The organism is Paracoccus sp. (in: a-proteobacteria) (assembly GCF_030538695.1).
Classification (GTDB): Bacteria; Pseudomonadota; Alphaproteobacteria; order Rhodobacterales; family Rhodobacteraceae; genus Paracoccus.
The window spans coordinates 63,753-86,256 of record NZ_JAUNTN010000014.1 but is presented as its reverse complement, the minus strand read 5'-3'; the positions used below and the strand labels follow the sequence as shown (position 1 = coordinate 86,256).

Below are 22,504 nucleotides of genomic sequence, written 5' to 3'. Positions count from 1 at the left end.
CCCTCCTGAGTCTCATACCGATTCCCGCCACAATAAGCACCCCACAGCGTCAGCGCCAAGCCGCTTGGGCAGGAATACGCGCATTTCCCTTCCGTCACGAATAGGCTAAAATCACCCAAAAAGAACCCGAGGCAGCAGCATGAACAACTATCTGAAACTGGCCATCGTGATGCTGGTGGCCTCTTGCGGGGGCGGGGGCGGCAATTACAAAGCCCCACGCGATCTGGAAAACGCCTGCGCCATTCTGGCCGAGCGTCCCGCCTATTTCCGCGCCATGAAACGCACCGAACAGCGCTGGGGCATCCCTGTTCACGTCCAGATGGCGACGATTCATCAGGAATCAAAGTTCATCGGCAACGCCAAAACCCCGCATCAATATGCGCTGGGGATTATCCCCATCGGTCGGCAATCCAGCGCATATGGCTATTCGCAGGCGCTGGATGGCACCTGGGAAGAATATATGAAGGAAACCGGCAACCGCCGGGCGCGACGCGACAATATCAATGACGCCACCGATTTCATGGGCTGGTATATGGACGGCAGCAGCCGCCGGCTTGGCCTGTCGAAATGGGATGCCGGGTCACAATATCTGGCCTATCACGAGGGCCGCAGCGGCTTTGCCCGCGGCAGCCACAACAGCAAGCCGTGGCTGATGACCGTATCCAATCGGGTGCAGTCCCGTGCGGCAACCTACCGCGGCCAGCTTCAGGCTTGCGGGCGAACGTAAAAAGGGGGCGCTCGCGCCCCCTCTGGCCTGCGGCCATTCACCCCCGAGGATATTTGGATGAAGAAGAAAGCGGCTTCTTCTTCACTTAAATATCCCCGCCGGAGGCTTCTGCCCTAGCGACGGCGCTGTTCGCGGGAAATATCGAACTTGCTGGACGGGATCGAAACGCCCGTAGCCATTTCACCCAGAACGACGGTGGTTTTCATCCCGGCATTATCCGTCACCACCCATTGCCGCAACTGCGTCGGGTTCGAGGTGAAGCGCATCTGGATGTTGCCATATTCAGGATGCGCCGGGTCTTGCGCGGTCACGACGGTGGCGTTTTCCGATTCGGTATGATTCGTCACCATCCGGGCCTGACCCAGATTGACGTTTTCAGCCAGAATGATCGACAGCGGCGTGGTGTTCAGCGGATATTGCTGTTCGGCCCCGTTCGACTTCATGTCGAACACCGCGACCGTCCCGCCGGACGCCATAACCACGGTCGGTTCGTTGTTATATTCGAACCGCACCCGGCCCGGACGCTGGATGAACACCGTCCCGGTCGAGATGGTGCCGTCACCATTCACCTGCGTGAAGGCAGACTGTGCGGTGCGGATGCTGTTCAGATAGCGGCTGATTTCGTTCAGCGGGATTTTCTCGGCCATAGCCGGAACGGCGAGACCAAGGGCGAGGGCGGGCGCAAGGGCGAGTGATGCAAGTTTCATGCGTCCAGTCATGTCCTTTTTTTCAGCGGCTTGCACTACACATGATCGCAAGCCTTTCGTGCCATAACGCCCGCGCAAAGTTGAATGTTCCGGCGCGGGTGTTCACGGTTCCGAAACCGTCGGGTTACAGGTTGAAGACACGGCTCGGGTGCACCTCTGCGCCCATATAACGGCCAACGCAGATGGCCTGACCCTGATGGCTGACCCAGACGGTTTCCCCAAACTCGGCGCTGCCAATCACCTGACCGGGGTTGCCATTGCGGATGCGGGCCGCGCCTTCGGGGGTGGCGCGCATCTCGGGCAGGTCGGTCAGCGCGGCTTGCAGCGGCAACAGGGCAGCTTCGACCGCCGCTTGCGTGCTGCGGTCGATCTGGTCGAAGCCGATGGCATCGGTCAGGTCGAATGGACCGGACCAGATCCGGCGCAAGGTCTGGACATGACCAAGGCAACCCAGATCGCGCCCCAGATCGCGGGCGACAGACCGGACATAGCCGCCCTTGCCGCAGACCATGCGCAAATCCACGCTGCCCTCGCGGGCCGCCACAAGGGTCAGCTCATCAACGTAAAGCGGGCGGGCGGCCAGCTCGACGGCCTCACCCTCACGCGCCAGATCATAGGCGCGGGCACCATCGACCTTGACCGCCGAAACCGCAGGCGGCACCTGCATGATGTCGCCGCGATAGGCCGCCAGCGCCGCTTCGATCGCGGCGGCATCGGGACGGGCGTCGCTGGTTCGCAACACCTGACCCGAGGCATCGTCACTGTTGGTTTCCGCGCCCCAGTTCACCGTGAAGTCATAGCATTTCAGCGCGTCGGTAATCAGCGGCACGGTTTTGGTCGCCTCTCCCAGCGCCACGGCCAGCAGTCCGGTTGCATCCGGGTCCAGCGTCCCCGCGTGACCGGCTTTTTTTGCGTCCAGCGCCCAGCGCACGCGGCCCACAACATCGGTCGAGCCGATCCCTGCCGGTTTATCCACCACCAGCCAGCCGGAAATATCGCGGCCCTTTTTGCGTGCCATCGGAAAGCCCCTTTTACCCGAAAGGCGGCGGATTAGCCGTCCGCGCCGGATGCGTCAACCAACCCGATCACCGGTCCCATCGACCGGCCCCAGTCATTGCGTCGCAGATCCGGCGCATAAAGGCGGCTGATCGAGCCGTCGAAATACAGTGCATCACGCAGGCCCAACCCGTCGCGGAACAGCCGCCCGAACTGATGAAACGTCACCGCCCGGTTCGATATGACGAAATAGGCCGCCTGCCCATCCGCCGACACGCCCACCCCATTGCGGATATAGCGGCTGTCGGAATCAACCAGAAAGCGTGGGTGTAAAGCCCCGTCGATCACCAGCATCGGGCCGGACTGGCTGGCCAGACGGCAATCCGGGCGACTGGCGGCAAAGGCGCGGCTTTCGATCACCTGAAACGGCTTTGCCCCGCCAGTGCAGAACACCCCATTGGGGAGCATCCCGAAATTGCCCTTGCTGGCGGCGGTCACGATGGGGGCCTGCTGTTCACCGTCCTGCACCAGCAGGCCGACGGGCGACAGGTCGGAATGGAACATCCCGGCATTCATCGCAAAGGCGAGCGCCTGCCCTTCGGGCAGCGCGGCGCGGATGCGGTTGAAATTGGCATAGGGTTTGCCACCCGCATCATTCATCCACAACCGCAGATCGGGTTCCTGCGCGGCGGTAACGGTGCAGATGACATAGCCCTGGCCGTCGAAATCCATCCGCTTGCAGGTATCGGCCACGGCGGGCAGCCCCATCGCCACCAGCGCCCCGCAGGCCACACCAAGGCGGCGTTTAATCCTCTGCCACATCGTCGTCGTGGTCTTGTTCGTCGTGATCCCCGACATCGCGGCGCACACGTTCATCCGCGAACATGCGGCGGGTGTCGTCCATGCGGTCGAAGGTCTCGTCCAGCACAAAGCGCAGTTGCGGCGCATATTTCAGCGTCATGCCCTTGGCGACCAGATGGCGCAGTTCCGCCGCGTTGCGCCGCAGCGCCGCCAGCGCGTCCTGCGCATCACGCCCGCCAAGCGGCAGCACATAGGCCGTTGCGACCTTGAGATCGGGCGAGGTCGTGACCTCGCCCACGGTGATCGAATGGCGGTTCAGTTCCGGGTCGTGAACATCGCCGCGCAGCAGCACATCCGACAGCGTGCGGCGGATCAGTTCCCCCACGCGAAGCTGTCGTTGCGACGGGCCGCTGCCCTGATGAAATCGGTTTGCCATGCGCTGACATCTAAGGACTCGCGGGGCGGGCCGCAACGGGCTAGTAAGGCGCAAACTGCAAAAGAGGTGCGCAGAATGGAAAAGCCGGGGATCGTGATTACCGGGGCGTCGGGCCGGATGGGGCAGATGCTGCTGCGCGAGGTGCTGGCCAGCAATCAGGCCCGGCTGGTGGCGGCGCTGGAACGTCCCGGCAGCGACTGGATCGGGCGTGACGCAGGTGTGGCGCTTGGTGGCCAGCCGGTCGGCGTGACCGTCACCGATGACGCGGTGGCCGCGATTGCGCGGGCGCAGGCGGTGATCGACTTTACCGCCCCCGCCGCGACCGTGGCTTTTGCGGAACTGACGGCGCAGGCCCGCGCCGTGCATGTGATCGGTACCACCGGCCTTTCGGCAACCGATCTGGCGGCCTTGAAGGCCGCTGCCCGTCACGCCCCCATCATCCGCGCCGGAAACATGAGCCTTGGCGTGAACCTGCTGACGGCGCTGACCCGGCGCGTCGCTGCTGCGCTTGGCATGGATTGGGACATTGAGGTGGTCGAGGCCCATCATCGCCACAAGGTCGATGCTCCATCCGGCACCGCGCTGATGCTGGGCGAGGCCGCCGCCGAAGGCCGTGGCACCACGCTGGACGCGTTGCGCACCCCTGCGCGTGAGGGTATGACCGGCCCGCGTCGCCCCGGCAGCATCGGCTTTGCCGCCATTCGCGGCGGCGATGTGGTCGGTGAACATGACGTGATTTTCGCCGGCGAGGGCGAGCGCGTCATGCTGCGCCATATCGCCACCGACCGCGCGATCTTTGCCCGTGGCGCCTTGCGTGCCGCGCTTTGGGGACAGGACAAAGGCCCCGGCGAATATGACATGATGGATGTGTTGGGCCTGAACTGAGCCGCTTTTCTGACCGAAAGACCTGCCATGCAAATTGACACGACCGCCCTGCCCGAAGTGCTGATTCTGACCCCGCGCCGCTTTGGCGACGACCGGGGCTTTTTCAGCGAAAGCTGGAACCGCAAGACGCTGGAGGCCGCAGGCGTCCATCTGCCGGATTTCGTGCAGGACAACCATTCCATGTCCAGCGCCACAGGCACCCTGCGCGGGCTGCATTATCAAAGCCCGCCCCATGCCCAGGGCAAGCTGGTGCGCTGCGGGCGCGGGCGGCTGTTCGATGTGGCCGTGGACGTGCGCCCAAACAGCCCGAATTACGGCAAATGGGTCGGGGTCGAGCTGTCCTATGAAAACGGCAAACAGCTTTGGATTCCGGCGGGGTTCCTGCATGGTTTCGTGACCCGCGAACCGGATACGGAAATCATCTATAAATGCACCGATCACTATGCGCCCGAATGTGACGGCGCGGTGCGCTGGGATTCGCTGGGCATCGACTGGGGCGTGGATACGCCGCTGTTGTCGCCAAAGGATGCAGCCGCCCCGGCCTTCGCTGATTGGGCATCACCGTTCGGGGGGCAGGCATGAAGATTCTGGTCACAGGTGGCGCGGGGTTTATCGGCTCTGCCGTGGTGCGGCTGGCGGTTTCGCGTGGGCATGAGGTAGTCAATCTCGACGCGCTGACCTATGCGGCGAATCTCGAAAACGTGGCGGATGCGGCGCGTGATCCGGGCTATGCGTTCGAACAGGTGGACATCCGCGACCGCGCGGCGCTGGATCGGGTGTTCGCCACCCACCGCCCCGATGCGGTGATGCATCTGGCGGCGGAAAGCCATGTAGACCGTTCCATCGACGGCCCGGCGGCGTTTATCGAAACCAACGTCATCGGCACCTTCAACATGCTGGAGGCGGCGCGGGATTACTGGACGCGCGAGGGCAAACCGGACGGTTTCCGGTTCCACCACATTTCCACCGATGAGGTGTTCGGTTCGCTGGGCGAGACCGGGCAGTTCACGGAAACCACGCCCTATGACCCGCGCAGCCCCTATTCGGCATCCAAGGCCGGGTCCGACCATCTGGTGCGGGCGTGGCATGAAACCTATGGCCTGCCGGTGGTGCTGACCAATTGTTCCAACAATTACGGCCCCTATCATTTCCCCGAAAAGCTGGTGCCGGTGGTGATCCTGAACGCGCTGCACGGTCGCCCGATCCCGGTTTACGGCGACGGCGGCAACGTGCGCGACTGGCTGTATGTCGAGGATCACGCCGACGCCCTGCTTCTGGTGCTGGAAAAGGGCGCGCTTGGCCGCAGCTATAATATCGGCGGCGAGAACGAGGCGACGAACATCGACCTCGTGCGCACCATCTGCACGCATATGGACGAATTGCACCCCGAAGGTGCGCCTCATGCCGGTCTGATCCAGTTCGTCACCGACCGCCCCGGCCATGACCGCCGCTATGCCATCGACCCGACGCGGATTCGCAATGAGCTGGGCTGGCGGCCTTCGGTCACGGTCGAGGAAGGGCTGCGCCGCACGGTCGAATGGTATCTGTCGAACCGCGGCTGGTGGGAACCGCTGCTGAACCGCGACGGCGTGGGCCAGCGGCTTGGGAAAGGCTGATCTGATGGCGCGTTTTTTGGTGTTCGGTAAAACGGGTCAGGTGGCGCAGGCGCTGCAACGCCTGTTGCCTGATGCCGTCTTTCTTGGCCGGGATCAGGCCGACCTGAGCGACCCGGCCGCCTGCGCCGCCATGGTCCGCGATTGCGACGCGGTGCTGAACGCCGCCGCATGGACCGCCGTGGACCGCGCCGAAGCAGAACCCGAGGCCGCCCGTCTGGTCAACACCGGCGCCCCCGCCGCCATCGCCGCCGCCTGCGCAGCGCAAGGACTGCCCTTTGTGCATGTCTCGACCGATTACGTCTTTGACGGCAGCGGCGACCAGCCTCGCAATGAGAGCGCCGCAACCGGCCCGCTTGGCGTTTACGGCGCAACCAAGCTGGCGGGCGAGCAGGCGGTCATGGCGGCGCACCCCCGCGCGGTGATCCTGCGCACCTCATGGGTGTTTTCGCAGGACGGCAGCAATTTCGTGAAAACCATGCTGCGCCTCGGGGCCGAGCGTGAGGCGCTGACCATCGTGGCCGACCAGATCGGCGGTCCGACCCCGGCGGCAGACATCGCCGAAGCCATGCTGACCATCGTCCGCACCATGCTGGCCGACCCGGCCCGCAGCGGCGGGATCTATCATTTCAGCGGCACCCCAGACACGAGCTGGGCCGATTTTGCCCGCGCAATCTTTGCCCGCGCGGGCCTGCCCACACAGGTGACGGATATTCCCACCAGCGCCTATCCGACCCCGGCGCAACGACCGCTGAACTCGCGCCTTGACTGCACGGCCATCGCCCGTGATTTCGACATCACGCGCCCCGATTGGCGCATCGGTCTGGACCACGTCCTGACCGCATTGGAGACCCAAAAATGACCCAACGCAAAGGCATCATTCTGGCAGGCGGGTCCGGCACACGCCTTTATCCCATCACCATGGGCGTATCGAAACAGCTTCTGCCGATTTACGACAAGCCAATGATTTACTATCCGATTTCGGTGCTGATGCTGTCCGGCATCCGCGACATCGCCATTATCACCACCCCCGAGGATCAGGCCCAGTTCCAACGCCTGCTTGGCGACGGTGCGCAATGGGGGCTGCGGTTTGAATGGATCGTGCAACCCTCGCCCGACGGGCTGGCGCAAGCCTATCTGCTGGCCGAGGATTTTCTGGACGGTGCGCCCTCGGCCATGGTGCTTGGCGATAATATCTTCTTTGGCCACGGCCTGCCCAAATTGCTGGATTCAGCCGGGGTGCGGGATACGGGCGGCACGGTCTTCGGCTATCGCGTATCCGACCCGGAACGCTATGGCGTGGTCGATTTCGACGCAAACGGCACCGTGCGGGCGGTCATCGAAAAACCCAGCATCCCGCCGTCGCATTACGCTGTCACCGGCCTCTATTTCCTTGACGGCACCGCCTCGGAACGCGCCCGCCAGGTCCAGCCATCAGAGCGGGGCGAACTGGAAATCACCACCTTGCTGGAAACATATCTGCATGATGGCAGCCTGACCGTCGAGCTGATGGGACGCGGCTTTGCCTGGCTGGACACCGGCACCCATGCCAGCCTGCTGGATGCGGGCAATTTCGTGCGCACGCTGGAAAACCGTCAGGGCCTGCAAACCGGCTGCCCCGAGGAAATCGCCTATAACAAGGGCTGGATCAGCGCAGATCAGCTTCGCGCCCGCGCCGAATTGTTCCGCAAGAACAGCTATGGCGAATACCTCGCCCGACTGCTGAGCTGACCTGTCAATTCATGGACAAAAGCCTAAATCTTTTGTCCATAAATATCCATCCGACGGCTCAGAAATCGACGGCGATGCCCTTTTTCTCGTAATCGCCGAAACGGACCGGCTCGGGACCATCGCGGCCGCCATATTCCACCGGCAGATCCAGCGGTTTGGCGGCTTTGCGGCGTGCCTCGGCTTCGGCAAGGGCGCGTTGGGCGGCGGCGGGGATGTCGGGTTTTTCACTCATGGCGCGCTCCCGTAAAAAGGATTAAATGAACCTTATGGTAAAAAACCCGCACCCCCGGAACAAGGCCAAACCCGGCCCCCGCGCCGCCGCGCTGATGTTGCTGCGCGGCGTCCGTGATGGCGCGAGCCTTGCCGATCAGGCCGATATGCTGGACAGCCTGCCCCCTGCCGACCGCGCCCGCGCCCAAAGGCTGGCCCTGACCACGCTGCGCCATCAGGGCCGGGCCGACACGCTGCTGGCCCCGCATCTGCACCGCGCCCCGCGCCCCGACATCCGCGACATCCTGCGGCTGGCCACGGTCGAGATGCTGGAACTGCATGAGGCCCCGCATGGCGTGGTCAATGCCGCCGTGGCCTCGGCACGTGCGCTTGGGCAAAAGGGACAGGCGGCCAGCGGCATGGTCAATGCGGTGCTGCGCAAACTGGCCGATGCGGGCGAGGCATGGGCCGCGCTGCCACCGCAACGCCTGCCGGACTGGCTGCGCAAGCCGTTACTGGCGGCCTGGGGTGCGGATGCCGTCGCGGCGATCGAAGCCGCCCATCAGGCAGGCGCACCACTGGACCTGACCGCGAAAACCAGCTTTCCGCCCGCACTGGCCGCAATGGGCGAAACCCTGCCCACCGGCTCGCTGCGGCTGGCCTTGACACAGGTTTCCACCCTGCCCGGCTTTGCCGAGGGCGACTGGTGGGTGCAGGATGCCGCCGCCGCGCTGGCCGTGCGCCTGCTGGACCCGCAGCCGGGCGAGGTCATTGCGGACCTCTGCGCCGCGCCGGGGGGCAAGACGCTGCAACTGGCCGCAGCCGGGGCAAAGGTCACGGCACTGGACCTGTCGGCAGACCGGCTGGAGCGGCTGCGCCAGAACCTTGACCGCTGCGGGCTGACGGCGGAAATCATTACCGGCGACGCGCTGGACTGGCACCCGGACAGCCCGCCGGATGCAATTCTGCTGGATGCGCCCTGCTCTGCCACCGGCACCATCCGCCGCCATCCCGACCTGCCGCTGATCCGCGACGGCGGCGCCCTGCCTGCGATCACCGCGCTGCAAACCCGGCTGCTGGACCACGCCATCGCGCGACTGCCCGAAGGCGGTCGGCTGGTTTATGCCACCTGCTCGCTGCTGCCGGATGAGGGCGAGGACCAGATCACCGCTGCCCTTGCCCGCCACCCCGATCTGACGGCGGAAATCCCCGAAGCGGCATGGATCGAACCGGGCTGGCGTAGCGCCCACGGCCTGCGGCTGCGGCCTGATTTCTGGCCGGAACGCGGCGGGATGGACGGGTTCTACCTTGCCCGCTTGCGCAAGGGGGGCGGCAGGCCGTAAACCCTTTCGGCAGAAGGAGAGACGCCCGATGTCGGATGACCGCCCGCATGGCTTTACCCGCCCGCCGGAACCCAAGGCGCTTGGCAACCCCACCCGCGGGCAGGACATCGTGGGCGGCGAACTGCGCCTGCCCGGTGGCACGCTGAATGGTGATCCTTTCACGCAAAAGCCGCCCTCGGCGGGCTATGCCGATGAATTGCACGGGTTCCGCTGGCTGGACGATCTGGCCGCCGTCAACACGCCCGCCGCCCGCAGTCTGGCGCAGGCGCGGGTGCTGGACTGGATCGCGGCGCATCCGAACCCCGATGATTCGCGCGAATGGCGGCCCTCGATCACCGGGCGGCGGGTACTGCGCTGGGTGTTTCACGGCGGCATGATCCTGCCGGGACTGGACCGCGACCGCTCTGGCCCGATCTTTGATTCGCTGCATGAACAACTTGCCCATCTGACGACGCATTGGGCCGAGGCCCCCTCTGGTCCCGCCCGGATCGAGGCGCTGGCCGGGCTGTTCATCGCCGCCACCTCGCTGAAAGGGGCGGAAATGCGGGCAGCGGCGGCGCTGAACGGGCTGGCCGATCAGATGGTGGTCATGGCCGACGGCACGCTGCCGTCGCGCAACCCGGAACAATTGCTGGACTGTTTCGCCCTGCTGGTCTGGGTGTCCGAGGCTGCCGCCACCCACGGCATTACCCTGCCACAGCAGATCCGCGACACCATCGACCGCACCGCGCCAGTCCTGCGCAGCCTGCGCCATGCCGATGGGATGCTGCCGCGCTTTCACGGCGGCGGGCGCGGGGCGCCGGGGCGGCTGGATCAATGCCTGCGCGCCGCCAAAGGGCCTGCGCTGACGGAACCCGGCCTTGCCATGGGTTACGCCCGCATGGCAAGGGGCCGCACCACGCTGATGCTGGACGCCGCCGCGCCGCCTTCGGGGCGGGACGCGCGCACGGCCCATGCCTCGACGCTGGGGTTCGAACTGACCGTGGCACGGGTGCCGCTGGTGGTGTCCTGCGGCTCGGGGCGGATGTTCGGCGCGGCATGGTCGCGGGCCAGCCGGGCCACCCCCTGCCATTCGACCCTGTGCGTCACCGGGCTGTCATCCTCGCGGCTGGAACGCGGTGCCAAGGGTGCGGGCGACCGGCTGACCGACCTGCCCACCCGCGTCTGGGCCGGAGAGGCCGATGCCGATGGCAACCTGCTGCCCCCCGACACCGGCCCCGCCCATACCGCCGAGGTCGCGCATCTGCTGGCCGGGCATAACGGCTGGCAGGACAGCCACGGGCTGACCCATATGCGCGAGCTATGGCTGGAACCCGACGGGTTGCGCCTGATGGGCGAGGATTCGCTGGCCGCGCTGAACGACGCGCAGATGGCGCAGCTTCAGCAGGCCACCGGCGGCATGCCGCTGCCCTTTACCATCCGCTTTCACCTGCACCCCGATATCGGCGCGGAAATCGTCGATAACTGGGTAGCGCTGGACCTGCCCGGCGGCGAGCTGTGGCAATTCGGCCATGACGGCGTGGCGGAGCTGTCGCTGGAGCCAACCGCCTGGCTGGACAGCAGCCTGCCGCAGCCCGTCGCCAGCCAACAGATCGTGCTGACCACCGAACTTGCCGCACAAGGTATTCAGATCGGCTGGACCTTCGCGCAGGCAAGGTTTAGCTGAACCCGACCCGAACATAGCCAAAGGCCCCTGACATGACCGACCGCATCCCCCTGACCCGCGCGCTGATCTCGGTTTCCGACAAGACCGGGCTGCTTGACTTCGCCCGCAAACTGGCCGCCCGAGGGGTGGAATTGCTGTCCACCGGCGGCACCGCCAAGACCCTGCGCGAAGCGGGGCTGACCGTGCGCGATGTCGCCGATGTCACCGGCTTTCCCGAGATGATGGACGGCCGCGTGAAAACCCTGCATCCCAAGGTTCACGGCGGCCTGCTGGCCCTGCGCGACAATGACGAGCATCTGGCCGCGATGCAGGCCCATCAGATCGAGGGGATCGACCTGCTGGTGGTGAACCTTTACCCGTTCGAAGAAACCGTGGCCAAGAGCGGCGATTACGCCGATTGCATCGAGAATATCGACATTGGCGGCCCGGCGATGATCCGCGCGGCGGCCAAGAACCACGCTTTTGTGACGACCATCGTGGACGTGGCCGATTACGACGCACTGCTGGCGGAACTGGACGCGAATGACGACGCAACCTCGCTGGCCTTTCGCAAGCAACAGGCGCAGATCGCCTATGCCCGCACGGCGGCCTATGATGCGGCGGTCTCGACCTGGATGGCCGGGGCGATCGGGCAGGACACCCCACGCCGCCGCGCCTTTGCCGGCACGCTGGCGCAACCGCTGCGCTATGGCGAGAACCCGCATCAGGCAGCGGCGTTTTACACCGACGGTTCCAACCGCCCCGGTGTGGCGACCGCCCGGCAATGGCAGGGCAAGGAACTGTCCTACAACAACATCAACGACACCGATGCCGCGTTCGAGCTGGTGGCCGAGTTTGACCCGGCCCAAGGCCCCGCCTGCGCCATTATCAAACACGCCAACCCCTGCGGCGTGGCGCGTGGCGACAGCGCGGTTGACGCCTATCGCCGCGCCTTTGACTGCGACCGCACCAGCGCCTTCGGCGGGATTATCGCGCTGAATCAGCCGCTGGACGGCGACACCGCCCGCGCCATCACCGAGATTTTCACCGAAGTGGTCATCGCCCCTTCGGCCAGCGACGAGGCGCGCGACGTCTTTGCCGCCAAAAAAAACCTGCGCCTGCTGACCACCGGCGGTTTGCCGGACCCCAAGGCGGGCGGGCTGACCTTTCGTCAGGTCGCGGGCGGGTTTCTGGTGCAGGGCCGTGACAACGGCCATGTCACCCCCGCCGATCTGAAGGTCGTGACCGAACGCCAGCCGACCGAAGCCGAACTGGCCGACCTGCTGTTCGCATGGACGATCGCCAAACATGTGAAATCCAACGCCATCGTTTACGCCCGCGATCTGGCCACCGTCGGCATCGGCGCGGGCCAGATGAGCCGCGTGGACAGCACCCGCATCGGTCGCATCAAATCGCAGGACGCGGCGCAGGTGCTTGGCCTTGCCGCGCCGCTGACCGATGGGGCGGCGGTCGCCAGCGACGCGTTCTTCCCCTTTGCCGACGGGATCGAGGCGCTGGCCGAGGCCGGGGCGCGGGCGGTGATCCAGCCCGGCGGCTCGATGCGCGATACCGAGGTGATCGAGGCCGCCAACCGGCTGGGTCTGGCGATGGTCTTTACCGGCCAGCGGCATTTCCGGCACTGACCGCCCATGACGGACGAGACAAAAACCACCCCAAAACCGGTGCCGAAAGCCCCGGCGAAACCGCGCAAGCCCCGCACCAAAGCGGCCCCCCCACCGGGGCTGGCCCCTGCAGTTTGGGCGGCGGCGCTGGTGTTGCTGCTGGATCAGGCGACGAAATATATCGTCGTGCATATCATGCAGCTTGACCGCGTGGGGGCCATTGATCTGATCGACCCTTGGCTGAACCTGCGCATGGCGTGGAATCAGGGGATGAACTTTGGCCTGATGGCCTCGGATCAGAACCTGACCCGCTGGCTGCTGATCGCGGTGGCGCTGGGGATCAGCGCATGGGTTGGCTGGTGGCTGTGGCGCAACCGCCCCGGCAGGCTGGCGCAGATCGCCGCCGGGGTTCTGATCGGCGGTGCGCTTGGCAATGTGATCGACCGGCTGACCTATGGCGCGGTGGCGGATTTCCTGAATATGTCATTGCCGGGCTGGCATAACCCCTACAGCTTCAACGTGGCGGATATTGCCATTTTCATCGGCGCTTTCGGGCTGGTTTTGCAACCGGGCGACAAGACCCGTGACGGCGGCAAGAAACCACGCTAAAAGGGGCGAAACAGTCGGAAGGGACGGCAGATGCGGGCTTTGGCGGTGATTGTGGTGGCAGGTCTTGCCCTTGCCGGGTGCAGCAGCAACCCGCAACTGATGAGCTTTGACGGCACGCAGGAAGGCCCGGATGAATTCGCCATCCTGCCGACCCGGCCCTTGCAGATGCCGCCCGACCTGAACACCCTGCCGCAGCCGACTCCGGGCGGCAGCAACATCACCGATCCGACCCCGCAGGCCGATGCGGTCGCCGCGCTTGGCGGCAACCCGGCGGCGCTGGCGGTGACGGGGGCCGCCCCGGCGGCGGATCAGGCGCTGCTGGCCTATACCGCCCGCGCGGGCCGCGATTCGGCCATCCGCAGCGAATTGGCGGCCGAGGATGAACGCTTCCGGTCCCGCAACAGCCGCCGCTTCTTCGAGATCATGGCCCATAGCAACGTCTATGTCCGTGCCTATCGCCCGCAAATGCTGGACAGCCGGGCCGAGGCCGAACGCTGGCGCCGCGCCGGTGCGCGGGTGCCGTCCTTTGCGCCCTCGGCAGATGACAACCGCCAAAGCGTAACCACAGACCCGTTCCTGCGTTAACGGGCTTGCACTAACCCCGATCCAGTCACCTTGGCGCGAGGTGGCTGGATTTTTCCCGCTGTAAAGGTCAGTTTGACCCGGCAACGACCAGCCGGGAATCTCTGATGCGCCATCTGATCCTGACCTCTGCGCTTTGCGCCGCCGCCCTGCCCGCCATGGTTCTGCCTGCGGGTGCCGAGGACGCGCCGGGCGTGACCCACTTCACCCTGCCCAACGGCCTTGAAACCGTGGTGATTGAGGACCACCGCGCCCCGGTTGTGGTGCAGATGGTCTGGTATAAGGTCGGTTCCGCCGACGAACAGCCGGGCAAATCCGGGATTGCGCATTACCTTGAACACCTGATGTTCAAAGGCACCGACAAGCTGGCCCCCGGCGAATTGTCCCGCACCGTGACCCGCAATGGCGGCATGGATAACGCCTTTACCAGCTATGACTATACCGCCTATTTCCAGCGCATCGCCGCCGACCGCCTGCCCCTTGTGATGGGGATGGAGGCCGACCGCATGGCCAATCTGAAGATCAGCCCCGATGACTGGCTGACCGAGCGCGATGTGGTGATGCAGGAACGCGCGCAACGGGTGGACAGCAACCCGCAGGCGCTGTTCGGGGAACAGCACAGCGCGGTGCAATATATGAACCACCCCTATCGCCGCCCGGTGATCGGCTGGCCGGCCGAGGTGGACGCGCTGACCCGTGACGATGCGATTGCGTGGTATGACCGCTATTACGCACCCAACAATGCCATTCTGATTCTGGCCGGCGACGTGACCCCGGAACAGGCCCGCACACTGGCCGAGGAATATTACGGCAGCATCCCCGCCCGCCCGGATGCGCAGCGCGCAGCGCGCCCGCAAGAACCTGCGCAGCTTGCCCCCCGGCGGCTGGAAATGACCGACGCCCGCGTTTCGCAACCGATGCTGGTGCGCACGGTTCTGGCCCCGGAAAGGAACAGCGGCGATCAGGAACAGGCGGCGGCTTTGACGATTCTGGCCGCGCTGCTGGGCGGGTCGTCGCAGACCTCGGTTCTGGCGCAAAAGCTGATGCTGACCGGCAAGGCGGTTTCAGTCAGCGCAGGCTATGACGGGACCAGCCTTGACCCGACCGAGTTCAGCATTTCCATGGTGCCGACCCCCGAGACTTCACCCGAGGATGCCGAAGCCACGCTGGATCAGGCGCTGGCCGATTTCCTGACCGACGGGCCGGATGCCGCGCAGCTTGACCGGATCAAGGCACAACTGCGGGCCAGCCGCGTTTATACCCGCGATTCGGCACATGGGCGCTCTTATGAATATGGCATGGCGCTGGCCACCGGCCTGACCGTGGATGACGTGGCCGCATGGCCCGATCTTCTGGAATCCGTCACCACCGATCAGGTCATGGCCGCCGCCCGGCAAGTGCTGACCAGCCCGGCCAGTGTCACCGGCTGGCTGTTGCCTGAACAGGAGGCCGCACAATGATCCGCGCTATCGCAACCGCCATTGCCCTGACCCTGCTGGCCGCCATCCCCGCCCGCGCGGTGGATATTCAGCAAGTCACCTCGCCCGGCGGGATCAAGGCGTGGCTGGTGCAGGATGATACCCTGCCCTTTACCGCGCTGACGCTGATGTTTCGGGGCGGCGCTTCGATGGATGCACCCGGCAAGCGGGGCGAGGTCACGCTGATGACCGGCCTTCTGGAAGAAGGCGCAGGGGATCGTGACGCGACCGCCTTTGCGCAGGCCGCCGAGGAGCTTGGCGCAAGGCTGGGCTTCAACAGCGATGACGACACCGTAACCGTCACCATGCAGGCACTGACCGAAAACCGTGCCGCATCCGCTGACCTGCTGCGCGACGCCCTGACCGCGCCGCGTTTCGATGCGGATGCGGTGGAGCGGGTGCGCGGGCAGGTGCAGGCCCTGATCCGGGCCGAGGCCACCGACCCGAACGCCATCGCGCAAAAGGCGCTGGCCAAAGCGATTTGGGGCGACCACCCCTATGGCAGCAGCACCAACGGCACAGCAGAATCGGTTGCGACGCTGACCCGCGATGACCTTCTGGATGCCGCCAGCCGCACGCTGGCCCGCGACCGCGTGGTGATTGGTGCAGCAGGTGACATCAGCGCCGATGATTTGGGCGCGATGCTGGATCATATCCTTGGCGGCCTGCCCGAGACCGGCAGCGCCCCTCTGCCCACCCCCGCCACATGGCAGTCGCAGGGTGGCACCGAGGTGATCGGATGGGACAGCCCGCAGACCGTGGTGGCCTTTGCACAGCCCGGTCTGGCGATGGATGACCCTGATTTCTTTCCGGCTTTCGTCGCCAATTTCATTCTGGGCGGCGGTGGTTTTTCCAGTCGGCTGATGGATGAGATCCGCGACAAGCGCGGGCTGACCTATGGCATCGGCACTTCGCTGGTGACGCAGAGCTATGGTGATAGCTGGTCGGGGGGCATGGCCTCGGCCAATGACAAGGTGGCCGAGGGCGTCAGCCTGATCCGGCAGGTGTGGGGCAGTCTGGCAGAGGGCGTCAGCGATGAGGAATTGTCAGATGCGAAAACCTATCTGACCGGCGAATATGCGCTGCGCTTCAACGGCAACAACCGGATTTCGGGGATTCTGGCCGGGATGCAACTGATGGGCCTGCCGGTGGAATATATCAACACCCGCAATGACCAGATCAATGCCGTAACAGCCGGGGATGTGGCCCGCGTGGCGCGTGACTATCTGGACCCGGCACGGCTGCAATTTGTGCTGGTGGGGCGGCCCGAGGGGATGTGACCTCCCCTCGGAAAACCGGGATTATTTCACCTGAACCGCGCCGGTCGCGCCAAGGGTTGCACCCGCAACCGCGCCAACCGGACCCGCAGCCAAAGCCCCGGCCGTGCCGCCGGTCAGGGCGCGCTCGCCCGCGTTGTGGCCGCAGGCCGAAACCGCCAGAACCATGCCACAAACGGCCAAAACACCAAGTTTTTTCATCGTTACCACTCCTTCAGCCGGACCATCCGGCGCTATGTGAATATAGCCCCTGACCTTGGGTAAAAGTTCCGCGACAAGTCAATTCCAATGGAAAAACCCACCAGCATTGCTAAATATAGCGGCATGACACAGCCCGCCCCCCATATCCGCCCGGTAATCCGCCAGCTTGACGAAGATGCCGCCAACCGCATCGCCGCTGGCGAGGTGGTGGAACGCCCGGCCTCGGCGGTCAAGGAACTGGTGGAAAACGCGCTGGATGCGGGGGCGACACGCATCAGCGTAGACATTGCCGGGGGCGGTAAACGGCTGATCCGGGTCAGTGATGATGGTTGCGGAATGACCGCTGATGATCTGCCGCTGGCGCTGTCACGCCACGCCACCAGCAAGATCGACGGCGGCGACCTGCTGAACATCCGCAGTTTTGGTTTCCGGGGCGAGGCCCTGCCCAGCCTCGGCGCGGTGGGGCGGCTGACGATCACCAGCCGCGCACGGGGCGAAGCCGCTGCCCGCATCAGCGTCGAGGCTGGGCGCATCAGCCCGGTGGCGCCCGCCAGCGCCAACCCCGGCACCGTGGTCGAGCTGCGCGATCTGTTCTTCGCCACCCCCGCACGACTGAAGTTCATGCGCACCGACCGGGCCGAAACGCAGGCGATTGTCGATATGATCCGCCGTCTGGCGATGGCGGAACCGGGGGTGGGCTTTACCCTGACCGATACCGACAGCGACCGGGTGCTGTTTCGCGCCGACCCGGAATCCGGCGATTTGTGGCAGGCGCTGGATGCCCGGCTGGCCCGCGTCATGGGGCGCGATTTCATCGACAACGCCCTGCCGATTGATGCGGAACGCGACGGGCTGCGGCTGACCGGCTTTGCGGCGCTGCCAACCTATTCGCGCGGTGCGGCGGTGGCGCAACATCTGTTCGTCAACACCCGCCCGGTGCGGGATAAAATGCTGATCGGAGCCTTGCGGGCGGGATATATGGACGTTCTGCCCTCGGGGCGACACCCGGCAGCGGTGTTGTTCATCACCTGCCCACCGACCGAGGTTGACGTAAACGTCCACCCCGCCAAGGCCGAGGTGCGTTTCCGTGAACCGGCCATCGCGCGGGGGCTGATGGTCAGCGCCCTGCGGCACGCGCTGGCAGGGGCGGGGCATCGGGCATCCTCGACCGTGGGGACGGCGACCCTGGCGGCGTTTCAGCCGGAAACCCCCGGCAACAACAGCCCCGCCTATACGCCGGTGCGCGCCTATCAGGGCGACTATCGCCCCTCTGGTGCGGTAATGCAGTCATCCTTTGCGATGCAGGTGCCACCTGCGCCCGCTGCCATTCCCGGCTTTGCCGAGGCCCCCAGCGCCCGCGTCGAGCCTGAACCCGACACCCTGCCGGACGCCCCGCTTGGCGCAGCCCGTGCGCAGATCCATGAAAATTACATTATCGCGCAAACCCGCGACGGTATGGTGATCGTCGATCAGCACGCCGCACATGAGCGGTTGGTTTATGAGCGGCTAAAGGCGCAGGCCGAGACGAATGGCATTGCCTCACAGGCGCTGCTAATACCTGAAATCGTTGAATTATCAGACACGGACGCCGCGCGGATCATGGACATTTCCGATGATCTGGCCGTGCTTGGGCTGGTGATCGAACCCTTTGGCGGCGGTGCGGTGGCGGTGCGGGAAACCCCTGCGCTGCTGACAAAACTGGACGCCCCGGCACTGATCCGCGACATTCTGGACGATCTGGCCGATCAGGGCAGCAGCGACCGCCTGAAAGCGCGCGTCGATGCGGTGCTGTCGTCGATGGCCTGCCACGGCTCGGTCCGCTCGGGTCGCCGGATGAGCGCCGAGGAGATGAACGCCCTGCTGCGCGAGATGGAGCGCACCCCGCGATCCGGCCAGTGCAACCACGGTCGCCCGACATGGGTGCGCCTTGGTCTGACCGACATCGAACGGCTGTTCGGGCGCAGCCAATGATTGTTTCCCACCGCCACCGGCTGATCTTTGTGCATATCCCGAAAACCGGCGGCACATCGGTCACACTGGCGCTGGAGCCTTTGCTTGGTCCTGATGACATTGAACTGGCCGACACACCAGAAGGCCGCAAGCGTCGGCGCCGGGTGGATCGCACAAAGGCACAGGGACGGCTGTGGAAACATTCGACGCTGGCCGATATGGAGGGCGTAGTCGATCCGGCAATCTTTGGGCAATATCACATCATAACCACAGTCAGGAACCCGTGGGATTGGGTCGTCAGCCTGTATCATTGGTCGCAGCGGCAGACGTTCAGCCACCCGTCAATCGAGCTGGCCAAAACCCTGCCCTTTGTCGATTACGTCCGCCATCAGAACACACAGGCCATGATGGCAGTGCCGGTTCGGCATTATCTGACCGACGGTCAGGGACAGGAACACCGGGCGCATTTCCTGCGCTTTAACCATCTGGTCGCTGATCTGAACCGGCTGGGTCAGCGGCTTGGCCTGACCCTGCCGCCGCTGCCGCATGTGAACCGCTCTGACCATGCGGATTACCGCCAGATACACACCTCTGAAACCGCTGAGATCATTGCCCGCGCCGCTGCCGGGGATATTGCCCGGTTTGGCTGGCAATTCGGCCCTTTGGATCAGGGCGGCCCATTGACCCCAGCGCAAGGGCGGCAATAATGGAAGTAACACCAAGGGGGGCCGACCATGCTGGAAATCAGTGCCGACAAGATTGCTCATGTCATCATCCGCGCCCGCGAATATGACAGCGGCATCGACGCATGGGCGCATAACGGCCACCGTCGTGGCGATGGCACCCGGACGGAACTGCATGATTTCATTGCCTCGCTGAATGAGGACGAACAGGCCAACCTTGTCGCCGTCATGTGGATTGGGCGCGAGAGTTTTGACGCCGCCGATCTGGCCGAGGCGATCGAGACCGCCAAAGCCGAAAAATCCACTCCGACCGAGGATTACCTGATGGGTGAACCCCGGCTGGCCGATTATCTTGAGGCCGGCATGGATGCGCTTGGCCTTGACCCCGAAGATGAGGCCGACGACCTGCTGAAACCCGTCTGATTCAGAACGGGACCGGTGCGGAAAAGCCCATCTGCACGCCGCTTTCCGGGTGCGCGAAACGCAGGCCTTCCGCGTGCAGCATCAAACGCGGGTGGTCATCCCGCGCGGCACCTGTCGCATAGAGCGGGTCGCCAAGGATCGGGTGGCCAAGCGCCGCCATATGCACCCGCAACTGGTGGCTGCGCCCCGTCACCGGCATCAGCCGCACCCGCGTTTCTGCATCATTGGCCCGAACCACGCGCCAATCAGTCTGTGCCGGGCGGCCGTTTTCGTGATCGACCATCTGCCGGGGCCGGTTCGGCCAGTCCACGATCAGCGGCAAATCGACGCGGCCCGTCCGCGGCTCCAGCCGCCCGGCCAGCCGCGCGACATAGGTTTTCTTTGTGCGTCGCTCCTCGAACTGGCGGGACAGGTGGCGCTGTGCGTGAGGGGTCAGCGCAAAGACCATCACCCCCGAAGTATCCAGATCCAGCCGATGCACCAGCAGAATCGTGGGAAAGGCACCGCGCAGCCGGTTAATCAGGCAATCGGCGCGGTCATCCCCCCGCCCCGGCACAGAGAGCAGGCCGGATTGCTTATCCACCACAAGAATATCCGCATCATCATACAGAACCCGTGGCGGATCAGCGGGCGGAGCATAGGTAAAGCCGCTCATTTCGCCACCAGCCGCACCGCCAGCGCCGCAAACATCACCGCCGCAACCCGGTTCAGGATACCCATATGGCGGCCAAGCACCTGCCCAGCCATGCCCGCGACCAGCCCGTAAAGCATCGTCACCAGCGTGCCGGTCAGGGCGAAAATCAGCCCAAGCCCAAGGATTTGCTGCCAGACCGGCCCATATTCCACCCGCGCGAATTGCGGCAGAAACGCCAGCAGGAACAGCACCGGCTTGGGGTTCAGGATATTGGACAAGGCCCCGCGCCGGATGATGTTCCAAGGGCTGCGGGCCGCGCGGGCGGTCGGATCAACCGGGCCTGCGTGCCAGGATTTCCATGCCAGAAACAGCAGATAGGCGGCCCCCGCATATTTGACTGCCAGCAGCGCCTGAGGATGCGCCGCCATTACCGCGCCAAGCCCGGCCGTCGCCAGCGTCAGGTGGAACAATACCCCCAACCCGACACCGAACCCGGCCAGCGCCCCGGCCTTTGGGCCGCCCTGCAAGCCGCAGGCGCTGGCAAAGAACACATCTTGCCCCGGCGCAAAGTTCAGCGCCAGCCCGCCAAGAATAAAGGCCAGCAATTCAGCCGTGGGGATATTGGCCAGCGTGTCCCAGATCATTCCTGCGCGTCCTGTGGTAAACCGTCCGAAATATCGTAATAATCGCCCTTGTCGGCAGTATGGATATGACGCTCCAGCCGCAGCCCGGTGGGGTCGTCCAGCGCCCCAAGCGCAAGGTCGGTTTGTCCCGCCCCATCACGACGCCAGAACAGCGACGATCCACAAACCGGGCAAAAACCACGCTGCGCCTGCGGAGATGAACGGAACCAGCGGACATCCCCGGTGATGGTCAGCACGGCATCATCAACCGGAAAGGCCGCCCAGACATGGCCCGACCAGCGGCGGCATTGCTTGCAATGGCAGGCCGCGGGGTCCGTCACCCGCCCGTCAAAGCGGAACCGCACCGCGCCGCACAGGCAGCCGCCCTCATGGGTCAAGGAATGTTGCATCCAGAATCTCCTGCAAGGCGCGGGCGTCGTCAGGCGTGAAGGCGTCTGGCTGGTCGCTGTCAATGTCCAGCACGGCAAGCAACCCTTGTGGACCGCGCACCGGGATCACCAGTTCGGAGCGGGTGCTGCTGGCGCAGGCAATATGGCCGGGAAACGCGTCCACATCCGGCACAAGCTGCACTTGCCCGGTCCGTGCCGCCGCACCGCAGACCCCGCGCGAAAACGGAATGACCAGACAGCCATGCCCGCCCTGATACGGCCCGATCTTCAGCAATTCCGGCGCGACCACGCGGTAAAAGCCGGTCCAGTCGAAACGATCGTCGGAATGGTGAATCTCGCAAGCAAGCGTGGCCATCAGGGCAACGAGGTCGTCCTCTCCCTCGGTCAGAGAACGGATACGGGCGGCCAGTTCGGGATAAATTACGCGCATCATGCGCCTGTTTTAGCGCGGGTCCGGGCGCTGCGACAGGGGGGATATACGAAACCCCGCAGCCAACACGGGCTGCGGGGCCGAGACCGGCAAGAGGGGGGTGCCGGATGCTGTTGCCTGCTGCTTACTGCTTAGTTGGCAGGAGCAGGCGCGGTTTCCGCGGGTGCAGGCTCGACCTCAACCTGAACATCGGCAGGGGCCGGGTCGGTGGTCTCGACCGAAACCGCAGGCGCGCTGTCAGCAGCAGGGGCCTCGGTGGTGACGGTTACGTTGGTGTCACCGCCAGCCGTCTCGCTGCCGCCGCCCGAGCCGCCAAGGAAATACCAGGCAGCGGCCGCCGCAACCAGCAGGATCACGATAATCAGCGCGATCGAATTGCCGCCGCCATTCACGGTGGTCTGGTTCACAGGGCGGTTCGGATCGGTGTTATGGTCAGACATCGCTGTCTCCTTGATAAGAACATGCGCCCATGATCCGGCGCGATTGCA

Annotated in this window: 27 protein-coding genes; 16 read left to right on the top strand and 11 right to left on the bottom strand. The window is 65.0% G+C overall.

Features of this window, described 5'->3' with window-relative positions:
- Positions 1–139: 139 nt before the first annotated feature.
- Entirely contained in the window at positions 140–727 is a 588-nt protein-coding gene (locus Q4G24_RS09615) for a lytic transglycosylase (protein WP_303366304.1), read from the top strand.
- A gap of 113 nt (positions 728–840) precedes the next feature.
- Here the strand turns inward: Q4G24_RS09615 and Q4G24_RS09610 are convergent, their stop codons facing one another.
- The 4 genes from Q4G24_RS09610 to rbfA all read right to left on the bottom strand — a co-directional run bounded on the left by Q4G24_RS09610 (position 841) and on the right by rbfA (position 3,667).
- Positions 841–1,434: an outer membrane lipoprotein carrier protein LolA gene (locus Q4G24_RS09610; protein WP_303366303.1), complete on the bottom strand. Its 594-nt coding sequence runs from the start codon at positions 1,432–1,434 to the stop codon at positions 841–843.
- A gap of 124 nt (positions 1,435–1,558) precedes the next feature.
- Positions 1,559–2,452, bottom strand: a complete 894-nt coding sequence (gene truB / locus Q4G24_RS09605) for a tRNA pseudouridine(55) synthase TruB (RefSeq protein ID WP_303366302.1) — start codon at positions 2,450–2,452, stop codon at positions 1,559–1,561.
- A 32-nt stretch (positions 2,453–2,484) separates the two neighbouring features.
- Positions 2,485–3,198, bottom strand: a complete 714-nt coding sequence (locus Q4G24_RS09600; RefSeq protein WP_303366327.1) for a phosphodiester glycosidase family protein — start codon at positions 3,196–3,198, stop codon at positions 2,485–2,487.
- 37 nt (positions 3,199–3,235) lie between these two features.
- Positions 3,236–3,667: a 30S ribosome-binding factor RbfA gene (gene rbfA, locus Q4G24_RS09595; RefSeq protein WP_303366301.1), complete on the bottom strand. Its 432-nt coding sequence runs from the start codon at positions 3,665–3,667 to the stop codon at positions 3,236–3,238.
- Between the two features lie 75 nt (positions 3,668–3,742).
- On the opposite strand from rbfA, the gene dapB reads away from it, so the two are divergent.
- Genes dapB through rfbA form a run of 5 tightly spaced genes read left to right on the top strand, consistent with a single transcriptional unit; the run spans position 3,743 to position 7,896 of the window.
- Positions 3,743–4,552 carry a 4-hydroxy-tetrahydrodipicolinate reductase gene (dapB, locus tag Q4G24_RS09590; RefSeq protein ID WP_303366300.1) on the top strand — a complete coding sequence of 270 codons (810 nt, stop codon included), beginning with the start codon at positions 3,743–3,745 and terminating at the stop codon, positions 4,550–4,552.
- A gap of 27 nt (positions 4,553–4,579) precedes the next feature.
- Positions 4,580–5,134, top strand: a complete 555-nt coding sequence (gene rfbC, locus Q4G24_RS09585) for a dTDP-4-dehydrorhamnose 3,5-epimerase (protein ID WP_303366299.1) — start codon at positions 4,580–4,582, stop codon at positions 5,132–5,134.
- Complete coding sequence (rfbB, locus tag Q4G24_RS09580; RefSeq protein WP_303366298.1) at positions 5,131–6,168, top strand: dTDP-glucose 4,6-dehydratase; 1,038 nt, start codon at positions 5,131–5,133, stop codon at positions 6,166–6,168. The genes rfbC and rfbB overlap by 4 nt, the downstream gene beginning before the upstream one ends.
- A 4-nt stretch (positions 6,169–6,172) precedes the next feature.
- Positions 6,173–7,027, top strand: coding sequence for a dTDP-4-dehydrorhamnose reductase (gene rfbD, locus Q4G24_RS09575; RefSeq protein ID WP_303366297.1), 855 nt, complete (start codon positions 6,173–6,175; stop codon positions 7,025–7,027).
- Complete coding sequence (gene rfbA / locus Q4G24_RS09570; protein WP_303366296.1) at positions 7,024–7,896, top strand: glucose-1-phosphate thymidylyltransferase RfbA; 873 nt, start codon at positions 7,024–7,026, stop codon at positions 7,894–7,896. The genes rfbD and rfbA overlap by 4 nt, the downstream gene beginning before the upstream one ends.
- 58 nt (positions 7,897–7,954) lie before the next feature.
- Here rfbA and Q4G24_RS09565 read toward each other — a convergent pair whose 3' ends face one another.
- Complete coding sequence (locus tag Q4G24_RS09565; protein ID WP_303366295.1) at positions 7,955–8,128, bottom strand: DUF1674 domain-containing protein; 174 nt, start codon at positions 8,126–8,128, stop codon at positions 7,955–7,957.
- Between the two features lie 94 nt (positions 8,129–8,222).
- On the opposite strand from Q4G24_RS09565, the gene Q4G24_RS09560 reads away from it, so the two are divergent.
- From Q4G24_RS09560 to Q4G24_RS09530, 7 genes are all read left to right on the top strand, one after another.
- On the top strand, positions 8,223–9,449 hold the full coding sequence (locus tag Q4G24_RS09560; RefSeq protein WP_303366326.1) for an RsmB/NOP family class I SAM-dependent RNA methyltransferase: 1,227 nt from the start codon (positions 8,223–8,225) through the stop codon (positions 9,447–9,449).
- A gap of 28 nt (positions 9,450–9,477) precedes the next feature.
- The gene (locus Q4G24_RS09555) at positions 9,478–11,115 is read left to right on the top strand and encodes a heparinase II/III family protein (RefSeq protein WP_303366294.1); all 1,638 of its coding nucleotides are present in this window, start codon (positions 9,478–9,480) and stop codon (positions 11,113–11,115) included.
- A gap of 32 nt (positions 11,116–11,147) precedes the next feature.
- Positions 11,148–12,737, top strand: a complete 1,590-nt coding sequence (gene purH, locus Q4G24_RS09550) for a bifunctional phosphoribosylaminoimidazolecarboxamide formyltransferase/IMP cyclohydrolase (RefSeq protein WP_303366293.1) — start codon at positions 11,148–11,150, stop codon at positions 12,735–12,737.
- A 6-nt stretch (positions 12,738–12,743) separates the two neighbouring features.
- Positions 12,744–13,325, top strand: coding sequence for a signal peptidase II (gene lspA / locus Q4G24_RS09545; RefSeq protein WP_303366292.1), 582 nt, complete (start codon positions 12,744–12,746; stop codon positions 13,323–13,325).
- A gap of 30 nt (positions 13,326–13,355) precedes the next feature.
- Positions 13,356–13,910 (top strand): DUF3035 domain-containing protein, encoded by a 555-nt coding sequence (locus Q4G24_RS09540; RefSeq protein ID WP_303366291.1) that lies wholly within the window; start codon positions 13,356–13,358, stop codon positions 13,908–13,910.
- Between the two features lie 155 nt (positions 13,911–14,065).
- Complete coding sequence (locus Q4G24_RS09535) at positions 14,066–15,367, top strand: pitrilysin family protein (protein WP_303366325.1); 1,302 nt, start codon at positions 14,066–14,068, stop codon at positions 15,365–15,367.
- Positions 15,364–16,665 carry a pitrilysin family protein gene (locus tag Q4G24_RS09530; RefSeq protein WP_303366290.1) on the top strand — a complete coding sequence of 434 codons (1,302 nt, stop codon included), beginning with the start codon at positions 15,364–15,366 and terminating at the stop codon, positions 16,663–16,665. Before Q4G24_RS09535 ends, Q4G24_RS09530 begins: the two co-directional genes overlap by 4 nt.
- Positions 16,666–16,686: 21 nt before the next feature.
- Here the strand turns inward: Q4G24_RS09530 and Q4G24_RS09525 are convergent, their stop codons facing one another.
- Positions 16,687–16,863, bottom strand: coding sequence for a hypothetical protein (locus tag Q4G24_RS09525; RefSeq protein ID WP_303366289.1), 177 nt, complete (start codon positions 16,861–16,863; stop codon positions 16,687–16,689).
- A gap of 123 nt (positions 16,864–16,986) precedes the next feature.
- On the opposite strand from Q4G24_RS09525, the gene mutL reads away from it, so the two are divergent.
- Genes mutL through Q4G24_RS09510 form a run of 3 tightly spaced genes read left to right on the top strand, consistent with a single transcriptional unit; the run spans position 16,987 to position 19,919 of the window.
- Positions 16,987–18,834 carry a DNA mismatch repair endonuclease MutL gene (gene mutL / locus Q4G24_RS09520; protein ID WP_303366288.1) on the top strand — a complete coding sequence of 616 codons (1,848 nt, stop codon included), beginning with the start codon at positions 16,987–16,989 and terminating at the stop codon, positions 18,832–18,834.
- Positions 18,831–19,520 carry a sulfotransferase family 2 domain-containing protein gene (locus tag Q4G24_RS09515; RefSeq protein WP_303366287.1) on the top strand — a complete coding sequence of 230 codons (690 nt, stop codon included), beginning with the start codon at positions 18,831–18,833 and terminating at the stop codon, positions 19,518–19,520. The genes mutL and Q4G24_RS09515 overlap by 4 nt, the downstream gene beginning before the upstream one ends.
- Before the next feature lie 27 nt (positions 19,521–19,547).
- Positions 19,548–19,919 (top strand): DUF3775 domain-containing protein, encoded by a 372-nt coding sequence (locus Q4G24_RS09510; protein WP_303366286.1) that lies wholly within the window; start codon positions 19,548–19,550, stop codon positions 19,917–19,919.
- 1 nt (position 19,920) lies between these two features.
- On the opposite strand, the gene Q4G24_RS09505 is transcribed toward Q4G24_RS09510, so the two are convergent.
- The 5 genes from Q4G24_RS09505 to Q4G24_RS09485 form a co-directional block, all read right to left on the bottom strand.
- On the bottom strand, positions 19,921–20,574 hold the full coding sequence (locus Q4G24_RS09505; protein ID WP_303366285.1) for a pseudouridine synthase: 654 nt from the start codon (positions 20,572–20,574) through the stop codon (positions 19,921–19,923).
- The gene (locus Q4G24_RS09500) at positions 20,571–21,197 is read right to left on the bottom strand and encodes a LysE family translocator (RefSeq protein WP_303366284.1); all 627 of its coding nucleotides are present in this window, start codon (positions 21,195–21,197) and stop codon (positions 20,571–20,573) included. The genes Q4G24_RS09505 and Q4G24_RS09500 overlap by 4 nt, the downstream gene beginning before the upstream one ends.
- The gene (locus Q4G24_RS09495; protein WP_303366283.1) at positions 21,194–21,586 is read right to left on the bottom strand and encodes a GFA family protein; all 393 of its coding nucleotides are present in this window, start codon (positions 21,584–21,586) and stop codon (positions 21,194–21,196) included. The genes Q4G24_RS09500 and Q4G24_RS09495 overlap by 4 nt, the downstream gene beginning before the upstream one ends.
- Positions 21,564–22,019, bottom strand: a complete 456-nt coding sequence (locus tag Q4G24_RS09490; RefSeq protein ID WP_303366282.1) for a GAF domain-containing protein — start codon at positions 22,017–22,019, stop codon at positions 21,564–21,566. The genes Q4G24_RS09495 and Q4G24_RS09490 overlap by 23 nt, the downstream gene beginning before the upstream one ends.
- Before the next feature lie 128 nt (positions 22,020–22,147).
- Positions 22,148–22,456, bottom strand: coding sequence for a hypothetical protein (locus tag Q4G24_RS09485; protein WP_303366281.1), 309 nt, complete (start codon positions 22,454–22,456; stop codon positions 22,148–22,150).
- Between the last annotated feature and the right edge of the window lie 48 nt (positions 22,457–22,504).

What these genes read in the sequence shown, in the direction of transcription:
- Q4G24_RS09565 (WP_303366295.1), bottom strand. Translation starts at nt 8,128, where the DNA reads ATGAGTGAAAAACCCGACATCCCCGCCGCCGCCCAACGCGCCCTTGCC.
- Q4G24_RS09485 (WP_303366281.1), bottom strand. Translation starts at nt 22,456, where the DNA reads ATGTCTGACCATAACACCGATCCGAACCGCCCTGTGAACCAGACCACC.
- Q4G24_RS09510 (WP_303366286.1), top strand. Translation starts at nt 19,548, where the DNA reads ATGCTGGAAATCAGTGCCGACAAGATTGCTCATGTCATCATCCGCGCC.
- rfbB (WP_303366298.1), top strand. Translation starts at nt 5,131, where the DNA reads ATGAAGATTCTGGTCACAGGTGGCGCGGGGTTTATCGGCTCTGCCGTG.
- Q4G24_RS09490 (WP_303366282.1), bottom strand. Translation starts at nt 22,019, where the DNA reads ATGATGCGCGTAATTTATCCCGAACTGGCCGCCCGTATCCGTTCTCTG.
- rbfA (WP_303366301.1), bottom strand. Translation starts at nt 3,667, where the DNA reads ATGGCAAACCGATTTCATCAGGGCAGCGGCCCGTCGCAACGACAGCTT.
- mutL (WP_303366288.1), top strand. Translation starts at nt 16,987, where the DNA reads ATGACACAGCCCGCCCCCCATATCCGCCCGGTAATCCGCCAGCTTGAC.
- Q4G24_RS09560 (WP_303366326.1), top strand. Translation starts at nt 8,223, where the DNA reads ATGTTGCTGCGCGGCGTCCGTGATGGCGCGAGCCTTGCCGATCAGGCC.
- rfbC (WP_303366299.1), top strand. Translation starts at nt 4,580, where the DNA reads ATGCAAATTGACACGACCGCCCTGCCCGAAGTGCTGATTCTGACCCCG.
- Q4G24_RS09505 (WP_303366285.1), bottom strand. Translation starts at nt 20,574, where the DNA reads ATGAGCGGCTTTACCTATGCTCCGCCCGCTGATCCGCCACGGGTTCTG.
- Q4G24_RS09615 (WP_303366304.1), top strand. Translation starts at nt 140, where the DNA reads ATGAACAACTATCTGAAACTGGCCATCGTGATGCTGGTGGCCTCTTGC.
- Q4G24_RS09500 (WP_303366284.1), bottom strand. Translation starts at nt 21,197, where the DNA reads ATGATCTGGGACACGCTGGCCAATATCCCCACGGCTGAATTGCTGGCC.
- Q4G24_RS09515 (WP_303366287.1), top strand. Translation starts at nt 18,831, where the DNA reads ATGATTGTTTCCCACCGCCACCGGCTGATCTTTGTGCATATCCCGAAA.
- Q4G24_RS09555 (WP_303366294.1), top strand. Translation starts at nt 9,478, where the DNA reads ATGTCGGATGACCGCCCGCATGGCTTTACCCGCCCGCCGGAACCCAAG.
- Q4G24_RS09600 (WP_303366327.1), bottom strand. Translation starts at nt 3,198, where the DNA reads ATGGGGCTGCCCGCCGTGGCCGATACCTGCAAGCGGATGGATTTCGAC.
- Q4G24_RS09540 (WP_303366291.1), top strand. Translation starts at nt 13,356, where the DNA reads ATGCGGGCTTTGGCGGTGATTGTGGTGGCAGGTCTTGCCCTTGCCGGG.
- truB (WP_303366302.1), bottom strand. Translation starts at nt 2,452, where the DNA reads ATGGCACGCAAAAAGGGCCGCGATATTTCCGGCTGGCTGGTGGTGGAT.
- Q4G24_RS09610 (WP_303366303.1), bottom strand. Translation starts at nt 1,434, where the DNA reads ATGAAACTTGCATCACTCGCCCTTGCGCCCGCCCTCGCCCTTGGTCTC.
- purH (WP_303366293.1), top strand. Translation starts at nt 11,148, where the DNA reads ATGACCGACCGCATCCCCCTGACCCGCGCGCTGATCTCGGTTTCCGAC.
- Q4G24_RS09535 (WP_303366325.1), top strand. Translation starts at nt 14,066, where the DNA reads ATGGTTCTGCCTGCGGGTGCCGAGGACGCGCCGGGCGTGACCCACTTC.
- dapB (WP_303366300.1), top strand. Translation starts at nt 3,743, where the DNA reads ATGGAAAAGCCGGGGATCGTGATTACCGGGGCGTCGGGCCGGATGGGG.
- rfbD (WP_303366297.1), top strand. Translation starts at nt 6,173, where the DNA reads ATGGCGCGTTTTTTGGTGTTCGGTAAAACGGGTCAGGTGGCGCAGGCG.
- Q4G24_RS09525 (WP_303366289.1), bottom strand. Translation starts at nt 16,863, where the DNA reads ATGAAAAAACTTGGTGTTTTGGCCGTTTGTGGCATGGTTCTGGCGGTT.
- Q4G24_RS09495 (WP_303366283.1), bottom strand. Translation starts at nt 21,586, where the DNA reads ATGCAACATTCCTTGACCCATGAGGGCGGCTGCCTGTGCGGCGCGGTG.
- Q4G24_RS09530 (WP_303366290.1), top strand. Translation starts at nt 15,364, where the DNA reads ATGATCCGCGCTATCGCAACCGCCATTGCCCTGACCCTGCTGGCCGCC.
- lspA (WP_303366292.1), top strand. Translation starts at nt 12,744, where the DNA reads ATGACGGACGAGACAAAAACCACCCCAAAACCGGTGCCGAAAGCCCCG.
- rfbA (WP_303366296.1), top strand. Translation starts at nt 7,024, where the DNA reads ATGACCCAACGCAAAGGCATCATTCTGGCAGGCGGGTCCGGCACACGC.